General features: G+C 69.6%; 13 protein-coding genes and 1 pseudogene. 8 read left to right on the plus strand and 6 right to left on the minus strand.

Annotated features, from left to right (window positions below; genetic code table 11):
- Positions 1–111 precede the first annotated feature (111 nt).
- Positions 112–945, plus strand: coding sequence for a putative RNA methyltransferase (locus ABZ911_RS35970; protein ID WP_358066622.1), 834 nt, complete (start codon positions 112–114; stop codon positions 943–945).
- Between the two features lie 148 nt (positions 946–1,093).
- Complete coding sequence (locus ABZ911_RS35975; RefSeq protein ID WP_358066584.1) at positions 1,094–2,857, plus strand: prolyl oligopeptidase family serine peptidase; 1,764 nt, start codon at positions 1,094–1,096, stop codon at positions 2,855–2,857.
- Between the two features lie 3 nt (positions 2,858–2,860).
- On the opposite strand, the gene ABZ911_RS35980 is transcribed toward ABZ911_RS35975, so the two are convergent.
- Positions 2,861–4,402 carry a SpoIIE family protein phosphatase gene (locus ABZ911_RS35980; RefSeq protein ID WP_358066587.1) on the minus strand — a complete coding sequence of 514 codons (1,542 nt, stop codon included), beginning with the start codon at positions 4,400–4,402 and terminating at the stop codon, positions 2,861–2,863.
- A 120-nt stretch (positions 4,403–4,522) separates the two neighbouring features.
- On the opposite strand from ABZ911_RS35980, the gene ABZ911_RS35985 reads away from it, so the two are divergent.
- Both ABZ911_RS35985 and ABZ911_RS35990 read left to right on the plus strand, forming a co-directional pair.
- Positions 4,523–8,689, plus strand: a complete 4,167-nt coding sequence (locus ABZ911_RS35985; protein WP_358066590.1) for a HAMP domain-containing protein — start codon at positions 4,523–4,525, stop codon at positions 8,687–8,689.
- Between the two features lie 3 nt (positions 8,690–8,692).
- Positions 8,693–9,325, plus strand: a complete 633-nt coding sequence (locus ABZ911_RS35990) for a response regulator (protein WP_358066593.1) — start codon at positions 8,693–8,695, stop codon at positions 9,323–9,325.
- On the opposite strand, the gene ABZ911_RS35995 is transcribed toward ABZ911_RS35990, so the two are convergent.
- Positions 9,322–10,566, minus strand: coding sequence for an NYN domain-containing protein (locus tag ABZ911_RS35995; protein ID WP_358066596.1), 1,245 nt, complete (start codon positions 10,564–10,566; stop codon positions 9,322–9,324). The two genes, ABZ911_RS35990 and ABZ911_RS35995, sit on opposite strands and share 4 nt — an antisense overlap.
- Before the next feature lie 183 nt (positions 10,567–10,749).
- A complete protein-coding gene (locus tag ABZ911_RS36000) occupies positions 10,750–13,113 on the minus strand; it encodes a sigma-70 family RNA polymerase sigma factor (RefSeq protein ID WP_358066599.1) in 2,364 nt (787 codons plus the stop codon).
- A gap of 159 nt (positions 13,114–13,272) precedes the next feature.
- Between ABZ911_RS36000 and pyrE the strand changes: the two genes are divergently transcribed.
- Positions 13,273–13,806, plus strand: a complete 534-nt coding sequence (pyrE, locus tag ABZ911_RS36005) for an orotate phosphoribosyltransferase (RefSeq protein ID WP_358066602.1) — start codon at positions 13,273–13,275, stop codon at positions 13,804–13,806.
- 74 nt (positions 13,807–13,880) lie between these two features.
- Here the strand turns inward: pyrE and ABZ911_RS36010 are convergent.
- The 3 genes and pseudogenes from ABZ911_RS36010 to ABZ911_RS36020 all read right to left on the minus strand — a co-directional run.
- Positions 13,881–14,266, minus strand: a pseudogene (locus ABZ911_RS36010) (transposase); the annotation flags it as partial.
- 122 nt (positions 14,267–14,388) lie between these two features.
- Positions 14,389–14,817 (minus strand): hypothetical protein, encoded by a 429-nt coding sequence (locus ABZ911_RS36015; protein WP_358066605.1) that lies wholly within the window; start codon positions 14,815–14,817, stop codon positions 14,389–14,391.
- Positions 14,818–14,869: 52 nt separating this feature from the next.
- Positions 14,870–15,577: a DedA family protein gene (locus tag ABZ911_RS36020; RefSeq protein ID WP_358066608.1), complete on the minus strand. Its 708-nt coding sequence runs from the start codon at positions 15,575–15,577 to the stop codon at positions 14,870–14,872.
- A 119-nt stretch (positions 15,578–15,696) separates the two neighbouring features.
- On the opposite strand from ABZ911_RS36020, the gene fbaA reads away from it, so the two are divergent.
- The 3 genes from fbaA to ABZ911_RS36035 all read left to right on the plus strand — a co-directional run bounded on the left by fbaA (position 15,697) and on the right by ABZ911_RS36035 (position 18,542).
- Complete coding sequence (gene fbaA, locus ABZ911_RS36025) at positions 15,697–16,710, plus strand: class II fructose-bisphosphate aldolase (RefSeq protein WP_358066611.1); 1,014 nt, start codon at positions 15,697–15,699, stop codon at positions 16,708–16,710.
- Positions 16,711–16,744: 34 nt separating this feature from the next.
- On the plus strand, positions 16,745–17,155 hold the full coding sequence (locus ABZ911_RS36030) for a DUF3151 domain-containing protein (RefSeq protein WP_358066614.1): 411 nt from the start codon (positions 16,745–16,747) through the stop codon (positions 17,153–17,155).
- Between the two features lie 103 nt (positions 17,156–17,258).
- Positions 17,259–18,542: an adenylosuccinate synthase gene (locus ABZ911_RS36035; protein ID WP_358066616.1), complete on the plus strand. Its 1,284-nt coding sequence runs from the start codon at positions 17,259–17,261 to the stop codon at positions 18,540–18,542.
- The last annotated feature ends 333 nt before the right edge of the window (positions 18,543–18,875 follow it).

Raw genomic sequence — 18,875 nt, forward strand, 5'->3', positions numbered from 1 at the left:
GCGGCCTGCGGGAGAGCCAGGGCTGGCTTGCCGTACAGGAGCAAGCGGGCGGGAGGCGAGGGGTGGGGGCGGGATGATGGGGGGGTGTTGGGTGACGTCGTCGAATACCTTGTGTGTCCTGTTTGTCGGGCCAGGCTGGAGTTGCGGCCGGGGGTGGTGCGGTGTGTTCGGGGGCATGGGTTCGATGTCGCCAAGCAGGGTTATGTGAGCCTGCTGCTCGGGTCGCAGGCGCCGGGCACCGCCGACAGTCCCGCCATGGTCGCCGCCCGTGCCTCCTTCCTCGCCACGGGCCTCTACGCCCCTCTCGCCCACGCCATCGCCGAAACCGTCGCCGCCCTCGCCCAGCAGCGCGGGCGGGCGGTGGTGGTGGATGCCGGGGTGGGGACGGGGTACTACCTGGCGGCTGTGCTCGATGAGGTGGACGGGGCGGCCGGGGTGGCGTTTGATGTGTCCAAGCATGCGGTGCGGCGAGCCGCGCGGGCACATGGGCGCATCGGGGCGTTCGTGGCCGATGTGTGGCGGCCGTTGCCGATCGCGGACGAAGTGGCCGATGTCGTGCTGAACGTGTTCGCACCACGCAACGGCCCCGAGTTCGCCAGGATTCTGCGCCCAGGTGGTGCTCTGGTGGTCGTCACTCCGGCAAAGGACCACCTCAGCCCCCTGGTGGCGGAACTCGGGCTGCTGTCGGTGGACGAGGACAAGGAGCGGCGGGTCGCGGAGAGTTTGCGAGACTTCGCAGAGATCGAGCGGCGAGCGGTCGAGTTCGAGATGATGCTGACGCACGACCAGATCACCGAGGTGGTGGGGATGGGACCGAGCGCATGGCATTCGGACGCGCAACAACAAGCCACGCGAATCGCGAAATTTCCACGACAGACCCTTGCAAAGGCCTCGTTTCACCTGTCTATCTTTAAAGTGGACCCCCGATCAAGACCACTTCCTTGACGGACATCTGAGGCCCATGTTACTGATGGGGCATTTAGTCCGAAATTCCCCCACATTCCTCAAGTATTTCTTGGACTCAGGCGCAATACTGGACGCCAACCCCGCCGGGGCGGGCTGGGGCGGGGTTCAGAGGGAGGGGACGCGTCGGATGAAGGCGGAGGAACGCTGGCAGGCCAGGTTCCGGGCGCCGCGCATGACGCTGCCCGTCTGGGCGCGCCTGGCCCCGCACCGATCCATCTACCGGTGTAACGCCTCCGGCACCTGGGAGATCTACGCCTGGGACCGGACCGGAGTCACCCGGCAGGTCACCAACCGGCCCGAGGGCACCGCGCACGGCGCGATCGACCCCACCGGCCAGTGGGTCTACTGGTTCGCCGACAACGGCGGCGACGAGCTCGGCGTCTGGATGCGCCAGCCGTTCGGCGGCGGCCCCGACGAGGTGGTGGCGCCCGACATCGAGCCCGGCCAGCCGGGCGGCATCGAGCTGTCCATGACGGGCACCGCGGCCATCAGCATGGCCCGCGAGGGCTCGTTCACGATCAGCCTGGCCAACCGGGGCGAGGCCACCCGGGTGATCTACGAGCACTCCGAGGCCGCCTGGGTGACGGACATGTCACTGGACGGCTCGCTGATCGCGATCAACCATGCCGAGCACGGCGACTTCCGCCACCCCGCGCTGCGCGTCGTCGACCCGTCCGGCCGGGAGGTCGGCGAGCTGCACGACGGCCGGGAGAAGGGCGTGATCGGCCTCAAGTTCGCGCCCGTGCCCGGCGACCGGCGACTGCTGACCCTGCACGAGCGGCGGGCCAGGCGCGAACCGCTGGTCTGGGACCCGATGACCGGCGAGCAGCGGGAGATCTGGCTGAAGGACGCGGGCGAGCTGTCCGCGGAGTGGTATGACGACGGCCGCGCCCTGCTGATCATCCGCGGCAACCGCGCCCGCACGTACCTGCACCGCTACGACCTCGCCGGCGGCGGCCTGACGCTGATCGACACCCCGCACGGCGTGATCGAGGCGGCCGCGCCCAGGCCCGGCGGCCACGTCGAGTACTCCTGGTCGAGCGCGTCGCGCCCGCATGTGATCCGCTCCAGCAGCGGCCAGGTGGTGATGAGCGCCGTCGGCCCGACCGCGCCCCCGAGCGTCCCGGTCGAGGACGTCGACGTGGAAGGCCCCGGCGGGCGCATCCACGCGCTGATCTCCCGCCCCGAGACGGGCAACGCCCCCTACCCCACGGTCTTCCTGCTGCACGGCGGCCCCACCGGCCACGACGACGACTCCTTCTCCCCCGAGGCCGCCGCCTGGGTCGAGTCGGGCTTCGCCGTGGTCCGCGTCAACTACCGCGGCTCCACGGGGTACGGCTCCGCCTGGCGGGACGCGCTGCACGGCGAAGTCGGCCACATCGAGCTGTCAGACGTGGCCGCCGTCCGCGAGTGGGTGGTGGCCAGGGGCGTCGCCGACCCCGACCGCATCGTGCTGTGCGGCACCTCGTGGGGCGGCTACCTCACGCTGCTGGGCCTCGGCACCCAGCCGAAGATGTGGGCGGCGGGCATCGCGGCCGTCCCCATCGCCTGCCACGAGACCACCTACGAGGACGAACCCGAGGGCCTGCGCGCCTACCACCGGGCACTGCTCGGCGGCTCCCCGTCCGAGCAGCCGGAGCGCTACCGCGCCAGCTCGCCGATCACCTACGTCGAGCAGATCGAGCGGCCGGTCCTGATCATGGTCGGCGTCAACGACGTGCGCTGCCCGTCACGGCAGATCGAGAAGTACGTGGCCAGGCTGGCCGAGCACGGCCACGAGCACGAGGCCTACACCTACGAGGCGGGCCACGGCACGCTGGTGGTCTCCGAGCGCATCTCGCAGATGGCCACCCAGATCGCCTTCGCCAAGAAGCACACCGACGGCCACTGAGCGTCAGCGGGCGCGCAGGACCAGGATCGCCAGGTCGTCGGCGCTCGGCTCGGGCGCGAAGTCGGCCGCGCCCCGGCGGATGCGCTCGGCCACGGCCCGCGCCGACAGGCCCGCGCACTCGGCCAGCAGCTTGGCCAGCCCGCCGTCGTCGTCGAGCAGCCGGCCCTGGCTGCGCCGCTCGGTCACCCCGTCGGTGACCGCCAGCAGCACGTCGCCGGGGTCGAGGTGCAGGGTGTCGGCCTCGAAGACCACCTCGTGGAAGACGCCGAGCAGCGACTGCGGGGTGCTCACCGACTCGACGACGCCACTCGGCTTGAGCCGCAGCGCCTCGGGGTGCCCCGCGGAGACCAGGCGCACCTCCAGGCCCGACGCGACCGGGGTGATGTCGCCGTGCAGCAGGGTGAGGAACCTGGCCCGCTCGCCCTCCTCCAGGATGGCCTGGTTGAGGCGGCCGAGGACGGCGGCCACGCCGTACCCCTCCCTGGCGAGGAGGCGGAGGGTGTGGCGGGCGAGGCCGGTCACCGCGGCGGCCTCGGGGCCGGTGCCGCAGACGTCGCCGATCGCGAAGCGCCAGGACTCGTCGCTCGCCTTGAACAGGTCGTAGAAGTCGCCGCCGACCTCGTTGAGCTCGCCGGCGGGCTCGTAGACGACGCCGTAGTCGAGGCCGGGCACCTCGGGTTCGTTCGGGGGCAGCAGGCTGCGCTGCAGGGCCCGGTTGGCGGCCGCCTGCTGGGCGTAGAGGCGGGCGTTGTCCATGGCGAGGGCGGCGCGCCGGGAGATGTCCTCGGCGAACTGCACGACCTCGTCGCGAAAGCGGTCGGAGCGGCCCAGGCACATGACACCGAGCCCGCGACCGCGCGCGGTCAGCGGTACGGCGAGGACCTGCGAGTCGGCGAGCTGGATCGTGGAGGCGCCGCGCACCGGACTCGGCACGACGATCCCGGCGAGTTCCTCCCTGAGCCCGTCGATGCGCGCCTCGTCGGCGTGCCAGAGATAGGACAGGCGCAGCGGGCCCATACCGGTGTCGGAGGTGTACACGGCGCACCAGCTCGCCAGGCGGGGCACGACGATCTGGGCGATGATCGCCGGGACCATGTCGGGGTCGAGGGTGCCGGCCAGCAGATCGCTGGCGTCGGCGAGGAAGCCGAGCCAGTGCGGCCCGCGCGAGCTCTCCTCCAGCCACTCCGAAGACAACTGGTTCGTCGAGCCGGGTAGCGTGAGCCTAGCCCAATGGACACGGGAATCCCCCGCGAAGGTGATTCCCCACTCTTCGACTTCGACGGAGGGCCCCTTCGGATCACCCTGCGGCGCCGCCCGCTGCTTCAGCTCGACCTGAACCGCGTCCCCGAAGTGCTTCCACACGATCTCGAAGGGCTCGTCGGCGACCTGCATGGCCAGCTCACCCGCGACCTGCTCGCCGGCAGGCAGCACCGAGGTGGCCGCCCAGGCGGTCATCACCTCACGGGTGAACCTCTTCGCAGAGGGCACAGCGGTCTCGCCCGGCGCGAAGGTGGCCGCCAGAACTCCGCGGGAAGAAGCAGTCATCGTGTCGTGCCTACCACACTTGCCATTGACTTGGGGTAAATCAGAGGACAGGACTCCGAGCTACTCATCGTGACAGACTTACAGCACTCGCGGAGGCACCCCGGGAGTGAAGGAGGCCCCATGACTACGGCCAGGACGGCGCCCACGGCGGAGGAAAGGACCTACACAGAGGCGGATCTCGTTCCCATTCTGGAGACCCTCTTCGCGTGGCGCGACGGCGACTTCCGCCGCCGGGTCTCACATGCGCCTCCGGGCATACTGAGCGAGGTACGGCTGCTGCTGAACGAGGTGGCCGATCGGCGTGAGCATCTGGCGAACGAGCTGAACCGGGTTCGTAAAGAAGTGGTCAAGGAAGGCCGCTTCGGTGAGCGGCTGACGTCCGGGCCCGGGGTGGGGGCCTGGGCGGAGAGCGTGGATTCGGTCAACACGCTGATCGACGCCCTGGTCAGCCCCGTCAGTGGTGCCGCTGACGTCATCGACGCCGTGGCCAAGGGCGACCTGTCGCGGCGCATCGACCTCGACCGTTCGGCCAGGGGCGAGGTCCGCAGGCTCGGCAAGGCCATCAACGGCATGGTGGACCAGCTCTCCCTGTTCAACTCCGAGGTCACCCGGGTGGCGCGCGAGGCGGGCACGGAGGGCAAGCTCGGCGGCAGCGCCAACCTGCGCGGCATGTCGGGCAGCTGGCGCGACCTCACCGAGGCCGTCAACACGATGTCCTCCCGCGTCTCCGCCCAGGTGCGCGACATCGCGGTGGTGACGACCGCGGTGGCCAAGGGCGACCTGAGCCGCAAGGTGACGGTCGACGCGGTCGGCGAGATGTTCGAGCTGAAGAACACCGTCAACACGATGGTCGACCAGCTCTCGGCCTTCGCCGAGGAGGTGACCCGAGTCGCCCGCGAGGTCGGCACCGAGGGCCAGCTCGGCGGCCAGGCCCAGGTCAGCGGCGTGTCCGGGGTCTGGAAGGACCTCACCGACAACGTGAACTTCATGGCCAACAACCTGACCTCCCAGGTGCGCAGCATCGCGACCGTGGCGACGGCGGTGGCGCAGGGCAACCTGACGAAGAAGATCACCGTTGACGCGCAGGGCGAGATCCTGCAGCTCAAGGACACTCTCAACACGATGGTCGACCAGCTCTCGGCCTTCGCCGACGAGGTGACCCGCGTCGCCCGTGAGGTCGGCACCGAGGGCCAGCTCGGCGGGCGCGCCGAGGTCAAGGGTGTGTCGGGGGTCTGGAAGGACCTCACCGACAACGTCAACTCGATGGCCAACAACCTGACCTACCAGGTGCGCAACATCGCCCAGGTGACCACCGCGGTCGCCAACGGCGACCTCACCCGCAAGATCGACGTCGACGCCCAGGGCGAGATCCTGGAGCTGAAGTCGACCATGAACACGATGGTCGACCAGCTCTCCTCGTTCGCCTCCGAGGTCACCCGCGTCGCCCGCGAGGTCGGCACCGAGGGCCAGCTCGGCGGCCAGGCGCAGGTGCGCGGCGTGTCCGGGGTCTGGAAGGACCTCACCGACAACGTGAACTTCATGGCCAACAACCTGACCTCGCAGGTGCGCCAGATCGCCGCCGTCTCCACCGCCGTCGCGCAGGGCAACCTGTCCAAGAAGATCACCGTTGACGCGCAGGGCGAGATCCTGCAGCTCAAGGACACCCTGAACACGATGGTCGACCAGCTCTCCTCGTTCGCCGACGAGGTGACCCGCGTCGCCCGCGAGGTGGGCACGCAGGGGCAGCTCGGCGGTCAGGCCAGGGTGCAGGGCGTGTCGGGCGTGTGGAAGGACCTCACCGACAACGTCAACTTCATGGCCAACAACCTGACCTCGCAGGTGCGCAACATCGCCGAGGTGACCACCGCGGTCGCCAACGGCGACCTGACCCGCAAGATCGACGTGGACGCCCAGGGCGAGATCCTGGCGCTCAAGACCACCATCAACAAGATGGTGGACCAGCTCTCCTCGTTCGCCTCCGAGGTCACCCGAGTCGCCCGCGAGGTGGGCTCGGAGGGGCAGCTCGGCGGCCAGGCGCGGGTCGAGGGCGTCGAGGGCACCTGGAAGCGCCTGACCGAGAGCGTGAACGAGCTGGCCGGAAACCTCACCACGCAGGTGCGCGCCATCGCGGTCGTCACCAGCGCCGTGGCCAAGGGCGACCTGACCCGCTCCATCGCCGTCGAGGCGCAGGGCGAGCTGAACGAGCTCAAGGACAACGTCAACCTGATGGTGGCCACGCTGCGCGAGACCACCCAGGCCAACCAGGAACAGGACTGGCTGAAGTCCAACCTGGCCAGGATCTCCCGGCTCATGCAGGGCCACCGCGACCTCATCGAGGTCGCCAAGCTGATCATGAGCGAGCTGACCCCGCTGGTCTCGGCCCGCTACGGCGCCTTCTACGGCACCGACCCAGGCGGCCAGCACGACCTCATCCTCATCGGCGGGTACGGCGTGCGCGCCGACCGCACCCCGCGCCCGGTCTTCGCGATCGGCGAGGGCATCGTCGGCCAGGCCGCCGCCGAGGGCCGGCCGATACTCCTGGACGACGTGCCGCCCAAGTTCATCACCATCGACAGCGGCCTCAGCCAGTCCACGCCCGCCCAGATCGTGGTGCTGCCGATCCTGTTCGAGAGCCGCGTGCTCGGCGTGCTCGAACTGGCCTCCTTCACCCCGTTCGGCGAGGTGCACCTCGACTTCCTGACCCAGCTCGTCGAGACCATCGGCGTCACGATGAACACCATCATCGCCAACTCGCGCACCGAGGACCTGCTGACCGAGTCGCAGCGGCTGACCACCGAGCTGCAGGAGAGGTCCGACGAGCTGCAGCGCCAGCAGGAGGAGCTGCGCAGGTCCAACTCCGAGCTGGAGGACAAGGCCGGGCTGCTGGCCAAGCAGAACCGGGCCATCGAGATCCAGAACTTCCAGATCGAGCAGGCCCGCCGTACCCTCGAGGAGCGGGCCGAGCAGCTCGCGGTGTCCAGCCGTTACAAGTCCGAGTTCCTGGCCAACATGTCGCACGAGCTGCGCACGCCGCTCAACAGCCTGCTCGTGCTGGCCAAGCTGCTGACCGAGAACGCCGAAGGCAACCTGACCTCGCAGCAGGTCGAGTTCGCCCGCACGATCCACGGCGCCGGGTCGGCGCTGCTCCAGCTCATCAACGACATCCTGGACCTGTCCAAGGTCGAGGCGGGCCGGATGGACGTGCACCCGACGCAGCTCTCGCTGCCCAAGCTGGTCGACTACGTCGAGGCCGCCTTCTCGCCGCTCGCCCAGGACAAGGGCCTGGCGTTCATCGTGGAGGTGGACGCGGCGGTGCCGCAGGAACTGCGCACCGACGAACAGCGCCTGCAGCAGGTGCTGCGCAACCTGCTGTCCAACGCCGTCAAGTTCACCCCCAAGGGCGAGGTACGGCTGCGCGTCGTACCCGCCCCCATCGAGGTGGACTACGACGACGACACGCTGCGCGGCGCCGACGGCCTCATCGCCTTCCAGGTGATCGACTCCGGCATCGGCATCGCGCCCGACAAGCTGGAGGTCATCTTCGAGGCGTTCCGCCAGGCCGACGGCACCACCAGCCGCAAGTACGGCGGCACCGGCCTGGGCCTGTCCATCTGCCGGGAGATCGCCAGGCTGCTCGGCGGCGAGATCCACGTGGACAGCGAGCTCGGCAAGGGCAGCACGTTCACCCTCTACCTGCCGCCGTCCTACTCCGGCCCGCTCGCCGCGCGCGACGGCGGCGCCGCCCGCAGGCAGGTCATGACGATGCCGATGATCGAGCCGGCCGTCACGCTGCCGGAGCCGCCGCTGCCGATGGACCTGGAGCTGCCGGAGCTGGTCGAGCCCGCGGAGACCCGGCAGTGGCAGGGCGACGACCCGCTGTCCGGTGCCAAGATCCTGATCGTCGACGACGACATCCGCAACGTGTTCGCGCTGACCAGCGTGCTGGAGCGGCACGGCTCGACCGTCGTCTACGCGGAGAACGGCCGCGAGGGCATCGAGCAGCTCGAACGCAACGAGGACGTCGCGCTCGTCCTGATGGACATCATGATGCCGGAGATGGACGGCTGGGCCACCACGTCCGCGATCCGCCGCATGCCGCAGTTCGCCGACCTGCCGATCATCGCGTTGACGGCTAAGGTCATGCGGGGTGATCGTGAGAAGAGCATCGCCTCGGGCGCGTCCGACTACGTGCCCAAGCCTGTGGACGTCGATCGTCTGCTCGAACGCCTGCGGGGCTGGCTCAGTCGGGGGCGGGCGTCCACGACCGACCCAGCCGAAGGACCGTGATCGATGTCTGAGCGCGCGAAAATTCTTCTCGTCGACGACCGCGAGGAGAACCTGATCGCCCTCGAGGCCATCCTGAGCTCGCTCGATCTGGTGCCCGTGCGGGCCCGGTCGGGCGAGGAGGCCCTGAAGGCGTTGCTGAGCACCGAGTTCGCGTTGATCCTGCTCGACGTGCGCATGCCGGGGATGGATGGCTTCGAGACGGCGGCGCACATCAAGCGCCGCGAGCGGACCCGCAACATCCCGATCATCTTCCTGACCGTGGTGGACAGCGCGCCCGACTACGCCTTCCGCAGCTACGCGGCCGGCGCGGTGGACTATCTGACCAAGCCGTTCGACCCGTGGGTGCTGCGGGCGAAGGTGTCGGTGTTCATCGAGGTGTACAACATGAACAAGCGGCTGGCCGAGCAGGCGGCGCTGCTGCGCGAGCGGGTCGTTGCGGAGCTGCCGCCGGGGAGCACCGCCAGCCAGGCGGGGGTGCTGCCGGAGCTGTCGCGGCGGCTGACGGCGGTGGAGGACGAGCTGAACCGGGTGCGTGAACTGGCTCGCAAGTCCAGCGATCCGGGCCTGTCGTCGCCGATGGCCGATCTCACCGAGCGGGTCGCCCAGCTCCGCGCCGGGTTCGACGCCCTGGCCTAGCGGCGGGCGCGTTCGAGGGCGTCCCAGAAGCCGCGGCGCAGGGCGTGCCGTACCTCGTCGTGGAGGAGGAAGTCGATCGGCAGGGAGGAGCCCTGCAGTAGGCGGGCCTCCAGGTCGGAGGGCATGCGCGGCTTGCGGGCGAGCACCGCCTCCAGCCACAGCGCGGGCGCGTCCCTGGCCACCGACTCGCCGAAGTCGTGGCCCTCCTTGTGCGCGGCCTTCACCGCGTCGGCCAGCGTCGTGGCACCCGCCGTGGCCGCCGATGGGGGCGTCGGGACGGGGGCGGCCTGCGGGCCGGTGTATTGGCCGAGCTGGGGTTGCTGGTAGGCGCTGGACGGGGTGTTGAACTGGCCCGTCGTGACCTGCGTCGGGCCTGTCGGGCTGGGGGGCGGCTGCGGGGCCGACGGGGGGTCCGGCTGGTAGCCCGGGTAGGCGGGGAGCGCGGGCGGGGTGCTCTGGGCGCGGGAGGGGGCCGGACCGTTCGTGGAGGGGGCGGGCGGCTGGTGGGGCAGTTGCTGGTTCTGGGTCGGGGCGTTGGCGACGTGGCTGCCGGAAGGCTGGGACGACTGGGTGGACTGGGACGACTGAGCGGGCGGCAGCGGACTGGGCGCGGGCGGCGGAGGAGTGGACGGCGGGGGGCTGGGCAGCGCGTGCGCGGCCTGCCCGTTGCTGACCGGCTGGTGGCCGTTGGCCGCCTCGGCCGACCCGGTGACCAGGTTGACGTACGGCCGCAGGTGGCCGCCGCCGATCTCGATCAGGTCGTCGCTCTCCTGGCGCAGCGTCCGGGAGACGGCCCAGCCGCCGTCGGCGGTGATGTGCACGACCGTCACCCTGATGCCGAGGTCCTGCGCGTCGCAGACGACCTGGGCGAGATCCTCGTCGCCGCTGACCACGACGGCGTCGCAGATCGCGCTGTTGCGGGCCAGCGTCATCAGGTCGCGGTGCACCTGGGCGTCCACGCCCTCGCGGCGGCCTGGGCGGATGCGCGACAGGCGCAGCTTGAGGCCGGGGATGTCGGCCAGCGCGTCGTGCTCGGGCGTGCGGCGGCCTTCGACGGTCGCCTCGTACCAGTAGCAGCGCAGCAGCGGCAGGCCGGTGCGCTCGCGCGACAGGTTGCTCATCAGCTGCAACAGGCCGGGGTAGTCCCAGGAGACGGACTCGCGATGTCTGGTGCCGTGTACGGCCATCGCGCCGTCGGCCAGCAGGTAGCCAGCGTCCACGAACAGCGCGCAGCGATCCACGCGACACCGCCCTTTCTTGGTGGCCCGACCTTCTGGCCCTGCACCGTCAGAGCCGGACTCGGCGGCCCTCTATCAGGGTAATGAAGCAGCTGATCGTGCGAGGGTGAATCCCGACGATTCGACCCTCGCCCGACGTTACGCCAGAGTATTCACGCAGACCGTACCAGTTTGTCCCTTTAGTGGTCACGAGCGTGCGGGCACGCTCACGGCCGCCACCCCGAACAGCACGACATCCCTGATCGACGTGAGCTCCAGCGCGGGTTCCTCGCCCAGTTCGGCGTGGAAGGTGTCGACGTCCATCCCGAAGGTGAGCCCCGAAGCGCCGTTGGACGAGCTGTCGAAGACGTTGGCGGCGTCCAGGTCTCCCGAGGAAGGGGCGAGCGTGCCCTCGCCGAGCGACACCCTCTCCCCCTTCAGGTCCGCGTCCCCCTCCCAGGTCACCAGCTCGACCCGGGCAGGCGTCGCCGCCGGGCTCAGCCCGTCGAGCGGCAACGTCAGCCGCGGCCGCTCACCACCGACGACACTGGCGGTGTCGATCACCACCGCCTGACTGTACGGCTGCCGCGGATCGGTGGCGATCACCACCAGGCTCCACCCGGCGTACTGCGAGATCCCCTCCCCCAGTGGCGCGTCCGCCGCCCACCACAGCCCCTCCTGCCGGCTGCCCGCGCTCACCAGCCCGGTGACGTCTGCGAACGCCTGGTACCCGGGCCCGGTCGGCAACTCGCGCCGCATGACCTGGTCGGGCTTGACCATCACGTAGCGCTTGCGCCCCGGCGTCCTGAACTTGATCGGCCCCGCCGTGTTCATGCTGGCCGACCAGTACAGCCCCGCCCACACGACCTGCCCGCCCTTCGGCAGGGTCAGCACGGTGGCGCTGGAGGAGTCGGTCGTGGACGTCTCGTCCCTGTCCAGTCGTTGCATCGGCCACAGGTCGTTGTCCCGCCTGGTTCCTTCGCGCAGGCGCGTCTCCCCGCAGCCGGTACGCGTGTCCGGGCAGGTCAGCAGCGTGTTGCCGGCCGCTATGACGGATACCTTTCCGTCGGTGGCGAACCTGGCGGGCGCTCCCGAGGCCCGCACGCCCGCCTGCGCCCGCGCCTTCACGCTCACGCCCCCCGAGGAGACCCGCACGACCGGCCCGGCCCCCTCCGGCGCGTGGGCGGCCACCACCACCCGCAGGAACACCGCGGTCGCCCGCCCCGGCGCCAGCGGCCCCCTGGCGCAGGTGGCGCCGTCCCCGCCGGGCCGGCACGACCAGCCGTCGACGGTCCGGCCCGGAGCCGAGCCGCTGCCGCTCCTGGCGCCCGGCACCAGCATGACCCCGGGCGGCAGCGCGACCGCCGCGACGAGTTCCTCGCTGGCCCCCCCGCCGTCGTTGCGCAGCCTGATCCCGACGATGCCGGGCTGGGCGCGGACGAGCGAGCCGAGCGGGTCGATGCTGGCCCTCAGCCGGGCCCTGCCCGGCCGCTCGGGCGGAACCGGCTTGGCGACCGGTCTGGGCGTCCGCCGCTCCGGCGTCGCGACCGGCGAGGACGGCGGCCGCGCCTGCTCGCTGGGCAGGGCGACCTGGGGTGGCCGCAGTGCCGGCGAGGGATCGGGCTGGACCACCAGCGGCTCCTCACCCGAGACCATCATCACCGCGATCACCGCGGCCGCCGCGACCGCCGTCGCGGCCGCCAGCGCGGCCTGCTGCTGTTTGGGCGCCCTGCGGATCCAGCCCAGCGCGTGCAGGATGCCGCTGCCGCCGCCGCCCCTCACGGCAGCCGTCTTGGTCAGGCTCGCGAGATAGGCGGGGAAGGCAGGGCCGACGAAAAGCGGACCGACGATGACACGCAGGCCCTGATTGACATCCGCCAGCTCCAGGAAGACCGATCTGCACTCGACGCAGTCGTTCACGTGGTCGTCGACCGTCTTGCTGTCGCGCCTGGCCAGACCGCCCCTGACGTAGGCGCCCATCTTGCCGAGCACGGGCTCGCACTGCTGCGGGGGCGCCCCCGCCAGGTGCATCTGCAGGTAGGCCTGGCACAGGCCCTCCCTGGCGCGGTAGGCGAGCGCGGCCACCCCGTTGGCGGACAGGCCGAGCAGCGGGGCGACCTCGGCGGGTTTGGCGTTCTCCACCTCGGTATGCCAGAGGACCATGCGCCATCGGTCGGGCAGCGACAGGAACGCCTTGGCGATGATGGACCTCTCCAGCCCGGTCAGCGCCGGGTCGACGAACGGCACCCCCGGGTCGAAGGCTTCGATCTCGTCGGTGGTGACCTGGCGGCTCTCCACCCTGGTGCGGTCGTAGACCGTGCGCCGCACCACGGTGAGCAGGTAGGGGCGGAAGCCCTCCTCGGGGCCGCCTCCCCTGCCGACCAGGTCGAGGATCTTGGTGAAGGACTCGGCGACGACGTCCTCGACCTCGGCCTCGCTCCTGACGAGCCGACGGGCGAGCGCGCGGGCGGCCGCTACGTGACGCTTGTAGAGCTCGCCATATGCGGCGGCGTTGCCGCCTCTAACCGATTCAAGGAGATCGGCATCGCTTTGAGGTGGTTCAGAACTCATAGTGACCTCGTGATTACGCGGGGTTGCCCGCCGAATCATTCCGCATTCCGCGTCATGACTAACCCAAAGTCGCGTCTTTGCCTTCTACGGCGATGAGCGGGGCCCTCCGCCGCGCCCTCAGATAGGGCGAATGGGTGCGGGCGACCCTAAGCTGTGGGCATGAGTGACCGCGAGAAGCTGCTGGCCGAGATCAAGGACAAGGGCGTCGTGCACGGCAAGGTCGTGCTGTCCTCGGGCAGGGAGGCCGACTTCTACCTCGACCTGCGCCGCATCACCCTGGACGGGGTGGCGGCCCCGCTGGTCGGCAGCGTGATGCTGGACCTGACCGCGGACCTCGATTACGACGCGGTCGGCGGGCTCACGCTCGGCGCCGACCCGGTCGCCACCGCGATGATGCACGCCGCCGCCGCGCGCGGGCGCACGCTGGACGCGTTCGTGGTGCGCAAGACGCAGAAGGCGCACGGCATGCAGCGCAGGATCGAGGGCCCCGAGGTGAAGGGCCGGCGGGTGCTGGCGGTGGAGGACACCTCCACGACCGGTGCCTCGCCGCTGACCGCGGTGGAGGCGCTGCGTGAGGCGGGCGCCGAGGTGGTCGCGGTGGCCACCATCGTGGACCGGGGCGCGGCGGTCCGGATGGCGGAGGAGGGCGTGGAGTACCGCACCGCGTTCACCCTGCGGGACCTCGGACTTTGACTTCCTCCCCCTCCTAAAGGACTTTGTTGCCTGAATCGAATCGGGCAACAAAGTCCTAAAGGAGGGGGATCTATCTTGGCCAGGAACAGTCGCCCGTCCTTCCAGCGGAACGCCGAGCGGGTGTAGGTCGCCGACTGCTTGCCGTGCCGGGACTTGAACCGGGGATAGCGGGCGCGTCCGGCGAAAAAGTTCACGAACGCCGTGTACTGGTGCCGCAACGTCTGCTGCAACGGCACGGAGGAGACATCGAACAGCAACCCGAACTCGGCGTCGCGCTTCAGTTCGGTGAGGTACCGGTCGGTCTGCGCGTAGGACGTCTTGGTCCCGTCGGCGAGTGGTATCGGTGGGGTCGCCACGCCAGCGTCTTGTTCCACACGAGGCGTACGCAGCCGAACGTACGGTTGAGCACCGCAGCTTGTTCGGGGGTGGGGTAGACCCGCACCTTGTACGCCGTACGCATGTTCGTATTTTACCGATCACAGAAAGATCCGTAAGCGGAAAAGAAGGTAATGCGCGCTTCACATCTTGGGTTGTCCCGGCTCCGCCGGGCCACCCCTTGTGGGGCCCGGATTCCTCCCAGCCCTAAGGGACCGGGCTTCCTCCGGAGGTCACGGTGAACTCCTCCTGTTGACCGGGTTTGCCCTGCGGGCGGGGCACGCCGTTCTCGGTCACGCGGACCGTGGCGGCGTCCTCGATGACCACGTCGAGTTCCGGCTCGGTGTAGCTGACCACTTCGCCCTTGGTCATCTCGCGATTCTGCAGCACGTCGCCGCCCGGCACCCGGACCACGACCAGCGGGCAGGTGTCGGCGACGCACTCGATGCGCAGTGTCGGCGGCGCGGCCGTCGGCGTGGTGGCCGCCGGCGGGCTGGGCGAGGGCGGGGCGGGGGTGTCGAGCGAGCTGAACAGCGCCCGTCCGCCGATCACGAGCAGCGCGATGACCAGCACGATCGCCAGCCCGGCGAGGGCCAGGCGGCCGAAGCCGATCGGGTCTGTTCGGTGGCGTCCCACAACCCGGAGACTAGCCCGTGGCCCTGCCCTGCCCTGGCAGGATCACCGCCGGCTACGGGCGCTTGACGGAATCCTTGTGGTGCTTGCCCATGGGCGGCGGCGGGGTGCCGCCCTTGCCCCTGCGGTTCTTGACGACCTCGACGATGATCGGGATCAGCGAGATGAGCACGATGAGGAGCACGCCGGGCAGGATGTACTTGTCGATCTTGGCGGGGTCGACGGTGCCGCCGAGGAAGTAGCCGATCAGCAGCATGCTCTCCACCCACAGCACGCCGCCGATCACGTTCCACACGAAGAACCGCCTCGGCGGCATCTCCAGCACGCCGGCCACCGGGTTCATGAAGGTACGCACGATCGGCATGAACCTAGCGATCACCACGGCCTTGGCCGGGCCGAACTTCTCGAAGTAGTGCTCGGCCTTCTCGACGTGCTCCCGCTTGAACAGCCGTGAGTTGGGCCGGTCGAAGAGCTTCCCTCCGACTCTGGCCCCGATGAGGTGGCCCAGTTGCGCTCCCGCCACCGCGCAGATCGGTGTGCCGATCACCAGGGCCGGGAAGGACAGCGGCGCGATGCCGAGCCCCTGAGCCGCGGCGGCCGAGCTGAAGATGCCGGCCGCGACCAGCAGTGAGTCTCCCGGGAGGAAGAATCCGACGAGCAGGCCCGTCTCCGCGAAGATGATGGCGAGAACGCCGACCGTCGCGAAGGCGCCGAGCATGGTCAGCCACCACTGCGGGTCCACGAGGTCAAGGAGCGATTCCACCCTGTGAGCCTACCGGTGCGGAGCGCGGTATGGCCGTTGTGGGCGTGCTCCCTACCACCCGGGGTAGGGGTCCTGGATACTGGTTCGCGCGTCAGCCGTACTTCTCAGGGAGATGAATCATGCCTATCGCAACCCCAGAGGTCTATGCCGAGATGCTCGACCGGGCCAAGGCAGGCGGGTTCGCCTACCCGGCGATCAACGTGACCTCCTCGCAGACGCTCAACGCCGCGCTGCGCGGATTCGCCGAGGCCGAGAGCGACGGCATCGTCCAGGTGTCCACCGGCGGCGCCGACTTCCTGTCCGGCACCACGGTGAAGGACATGGTCACCGGCTCGGTGGCGCTGGCCGAGTACGCCAGGGTGGTGGCGGCCAACTATCCGGTGACGGTGGCGCTGCACACCGACCACTGCCCCAAGGACAAGCTCGACGGCTTCATGCGCCCGCTGGTCGAGCTCTCGCTCAAGCGCGGCGGCGACCCGCTGTTCCAGTCGCACATGTGGGACGGCTCCGCCGTACCGCTGGAGGAGAATCTGGAGATCGCCAAGGAGCTGCTGGAGAAGTGCCACCGGGCGAACATCATCATGGAGATGGAGATCGGCGTCGTCGGCGGTGAGGAGGACGGCGTCGTCGGGGAGATCAACGAGAAGCTGTACACGACCCCGGGCGACGCGCTGGCCACCGCCGAGGCCGTCGGCATCGGCGAGCAGGGCCGGTACATGCTGGCCGCGACCTTCGGCAACGTGCACGGCGTCTACAAGCCTGGGCACGTGAAGCTGCGCCCGAGCGTGCTGAAGGAGATCCAGGACGCCGTCGGCCAGAAGTACGGCAAGGACAAGCCGTTCGACCTGGTCTTCCACGGCGGTTCCGGGTCGCTCCTGGAGGAGATCCACGAGGCGATCTCCTACGGCGTGGTCAAGATGAACATCGACACCGACACGCAGTACGCCTTCACCAGGCCGATCGCCGACCACATGTTCCGCAACTACGACGGCGTGCTCAAGGTCGACGGCGACGTCGGCAACAAGAAGGTCTACGACCCCCGCTCGTACGGCAAGGCCGCCGAGACCTCGATGGCCGCCCGCGTCGTCGAGGCCTGCCAGATGCTCAAGTCCAGTGGGACGAAGATCTCCTAGCCACTGTCCCGGCCCGGCGGGTATGACTTGTCCTATGAACAACCTTCTCGCCGGGCCGCCCCCGACTCACCTGCCGGACCTGCCCGAGGCCAGGCAGGCGCTCGAATCGGGCGCCAAGGCCGCTGACGTCGCCGCGCGTTTCCCCGCCTACCCGGCCGCCTGGGGCGCCCTCGCCGACGAGTACTTCGCCAAGGGGCACGCCGTCACCTCCTACGCGTTCGCCCGCACCGGCTACCACCGGGGCCTGGACCAGCTGCGGCGCGCCGGTTGGAAGGGCCATGGGCCGGTTCCGTGGGAGCACGAGCCGAACCGGGGTTTCCTGCGCTGCCTGTTCGCTCTTTCCCGGGCGGCGCAGGCCATCGGTGAGAAGGACGAGGCCGAGCGCTGCCTGCAGTTTCTCAAGGACAGCAGCGCCGAGGCGTACAGCGCACTGAGCGGTAGTTAGCCTCGGCCTTGGGACGAATGGGAAGACTCAGGTAGTCTCTGCACGCAAGAGCCCCTGTCGCACTTGCGCCAGGGGTTTTCGTTTTTCCGCGGGAGAGATAACCATGCCGGCTGTCGTTGTCTTGGGCGCCCAGTGGGGCGATGAAGGCAAGGGGAAGGCCACCGACCTGCTCGGCGGGGCCGTTGACTACGTCGTCCGCTACCAGGGTGGCAACAACGCGGGGCACACGATCGTCATCGGCGACCAGAAGTACGCCCTGCACCTGGTACCGACCGGCATCCTCTCGCCGGACGTGGTGCCGGTGATCGGCAACGGCGTGGTCATCGACCCCGGGGTGCTGCTCGGCGAGCTCGATGGGCTGGCCGCGCGCGGCATCTCCGCCGACCGCCTGCTGATCTCCGCCAACGCCCATTTGATCATGCCCCACCACAAGGCCCTGGACAAGGTGACCGAGCGGTACCTGGGCAAGGCCAAGATCGGCACGACCGGGCGCGGCATCGGCCCCGCGTACGGCGACAAGATCTACCGTATGGGCATCAGGGTCCAGGACCTGCTCGACCCCGGCATCCTCGCGCAGAAGATCGAGGTGGTGCTGGGTGAGAAGAACCAGGTGCTCACCAAGGTCTACAACCGGCGCGGCATCGAGGCGGAGAAGGTCCTCGAGGAGTACCTCGGCTACGCCGAGCGGCTCAAGCCGCACATCGCCGACACCTCGCTGGTGCTGAAGAAGGCGCTCGACGAGGACAGGTTCGTCCTGCTGGAGGGCGGCCAGGGCACGCTGCTCGACATCGACCACGGCACCTACCCGTTCGTCACGTCGTCCTCGCCGACCAGCGGCGGCGCGTGCGCGGGCGCGGGCATCCCGCCGAACCGGCTGACCCGGGTGATCGGCATCCTCAAGGCGTACACCACGCGCGTCGGCTCCGGCCCGTTCCCGACCGAGCTCACCGACGAGATGGGCGACTGGCTGCGCACCACCGGCGGCGAGTACGGCGTCACCACCGGCCGTAACCGCCGCTGCGGCTGGTTCGACGCGGTCATCGCGCGGTACGCCACCCGGATCAATGGCGTCACCGACTTCTTCCTCACCAAGCTCGACGTGCTGTCCGGGCTGGAGCGCATCCCGGTGTGCGTGGCCTACGAGGTGGACGGCGTGCGCCATGACGAGATCCCGATGACGCAGACGGACTTCCACCACGCGAAGCCGATCTACGAGGAGTTCCCGGGCTGGCAGGAGGACATCACCGAGGCCAAGACCCTCGACGACCTGCCGCCGAACGCGCGGGCCTATGTCAAGGCGCTGGAGGAGATGAGCGAGGCTCCCATCTCCGCCATCGGCGTGGGGCCGGGCCGTACCCAGACCCTGCAGATCCGCCCACTGGTCTGACCGTGAAGCCCCGCTGCGGCCTTCTTGGGTTCTAGGGTTCGTTGCAACACCCCAGTTCAGGGGATGCGATGGACTTCGAGATCCGTAGAGAACGCAAGGCACAGGGCGTGAGGAAGCTCCGGGCTGAGCGGGAGGAATACTTTCGGCTCAGGGCTACGGCAACAAGGAAGGGTCACGGCTGGTCGGTGTGAACGAGCGGACCGGTCGTGAGTGGCGCAACGGCCGGTCCGGTCCCGGCAGGAAAAGGCCTCCGCGATCACCGCGAGGGGCCTCCGACCGGAGCCGACGAGGGGAACCGAACCCCTTACCTGCTGTTTACAAGAACGATTCGAC

Source organism: Nonomuraea sp. NPDC046570 (assembly GCF_040645915.1).
Taxonomy (GTDB): Bacteria; Actinomycetota; Actinomycetes; order Streptosporangiales; family Streptosporangiaceae; genus Nonomuraea.

Coding starts and splice junctions, on each gene's coding strand:
- ABZ911_RS35975 (WP_358066584.1), top strand. CDS start 1,094: ATGAAGGCGGAGGAACGCTGGCAGGCCAGGTTCCGGGCGCCGCGCATG.
- ABZ911_RS35980 (WP_358066587.1), bottom strand. CDS start 4,402: ATGACTGCTTCTTCCCGCGGAGTTCTGGCGGCCACCTTCGCGCCGGGC.
- ABZ911_RS35985 (WP_358066590.1), top strand. CDS start 4,523: ATGACTACGGCCAGGACGGCGCCCACGGCGGAGGAAAGGACCTACACA.
- ABZ911_RS35990 (WP_358066593.1), top strand. CDS start 8,693: ATGTCTGAGCGCGCGAAAATTCTTCTCGTCGACGACCGCGAGGAGAAC.
- ABZ911_RS36000 (WP_358066599.1), bottom strand. CDS start 13,113: ATGAGTTCTGAACCACCTCAAAGCGATGCCGATCTCCTTGAATCGGTT.
- pyrE (WP_358066602.1), top strand. CDS start 13,273: ATGAGTGACCGCGAGAAGCTGCTGGCCGAGATCAAGGACAAGGGCGTC.
- fbaA (WP_358066611.1), top strand. CDS start 15,697: ATGCCTATCGCAACCCCAGAGGTCTATGCCGAGATGCTCGACCGGGCC.
- ABZ911_RS36030 (WP_358066614.1), top strand. CDS start 16,745: ATGAACAACCTTCTCGCCGGGCCGCCCCCGACTCACCTGCCGGACCTG.
- ABZ911_RS36035 (WP_358066616.1), top strand. CDS start 17,259: ATGCCGGCTGTCGTTGTCTTGGGCGCCCAGTGGGGCGATGAAGGCAAG.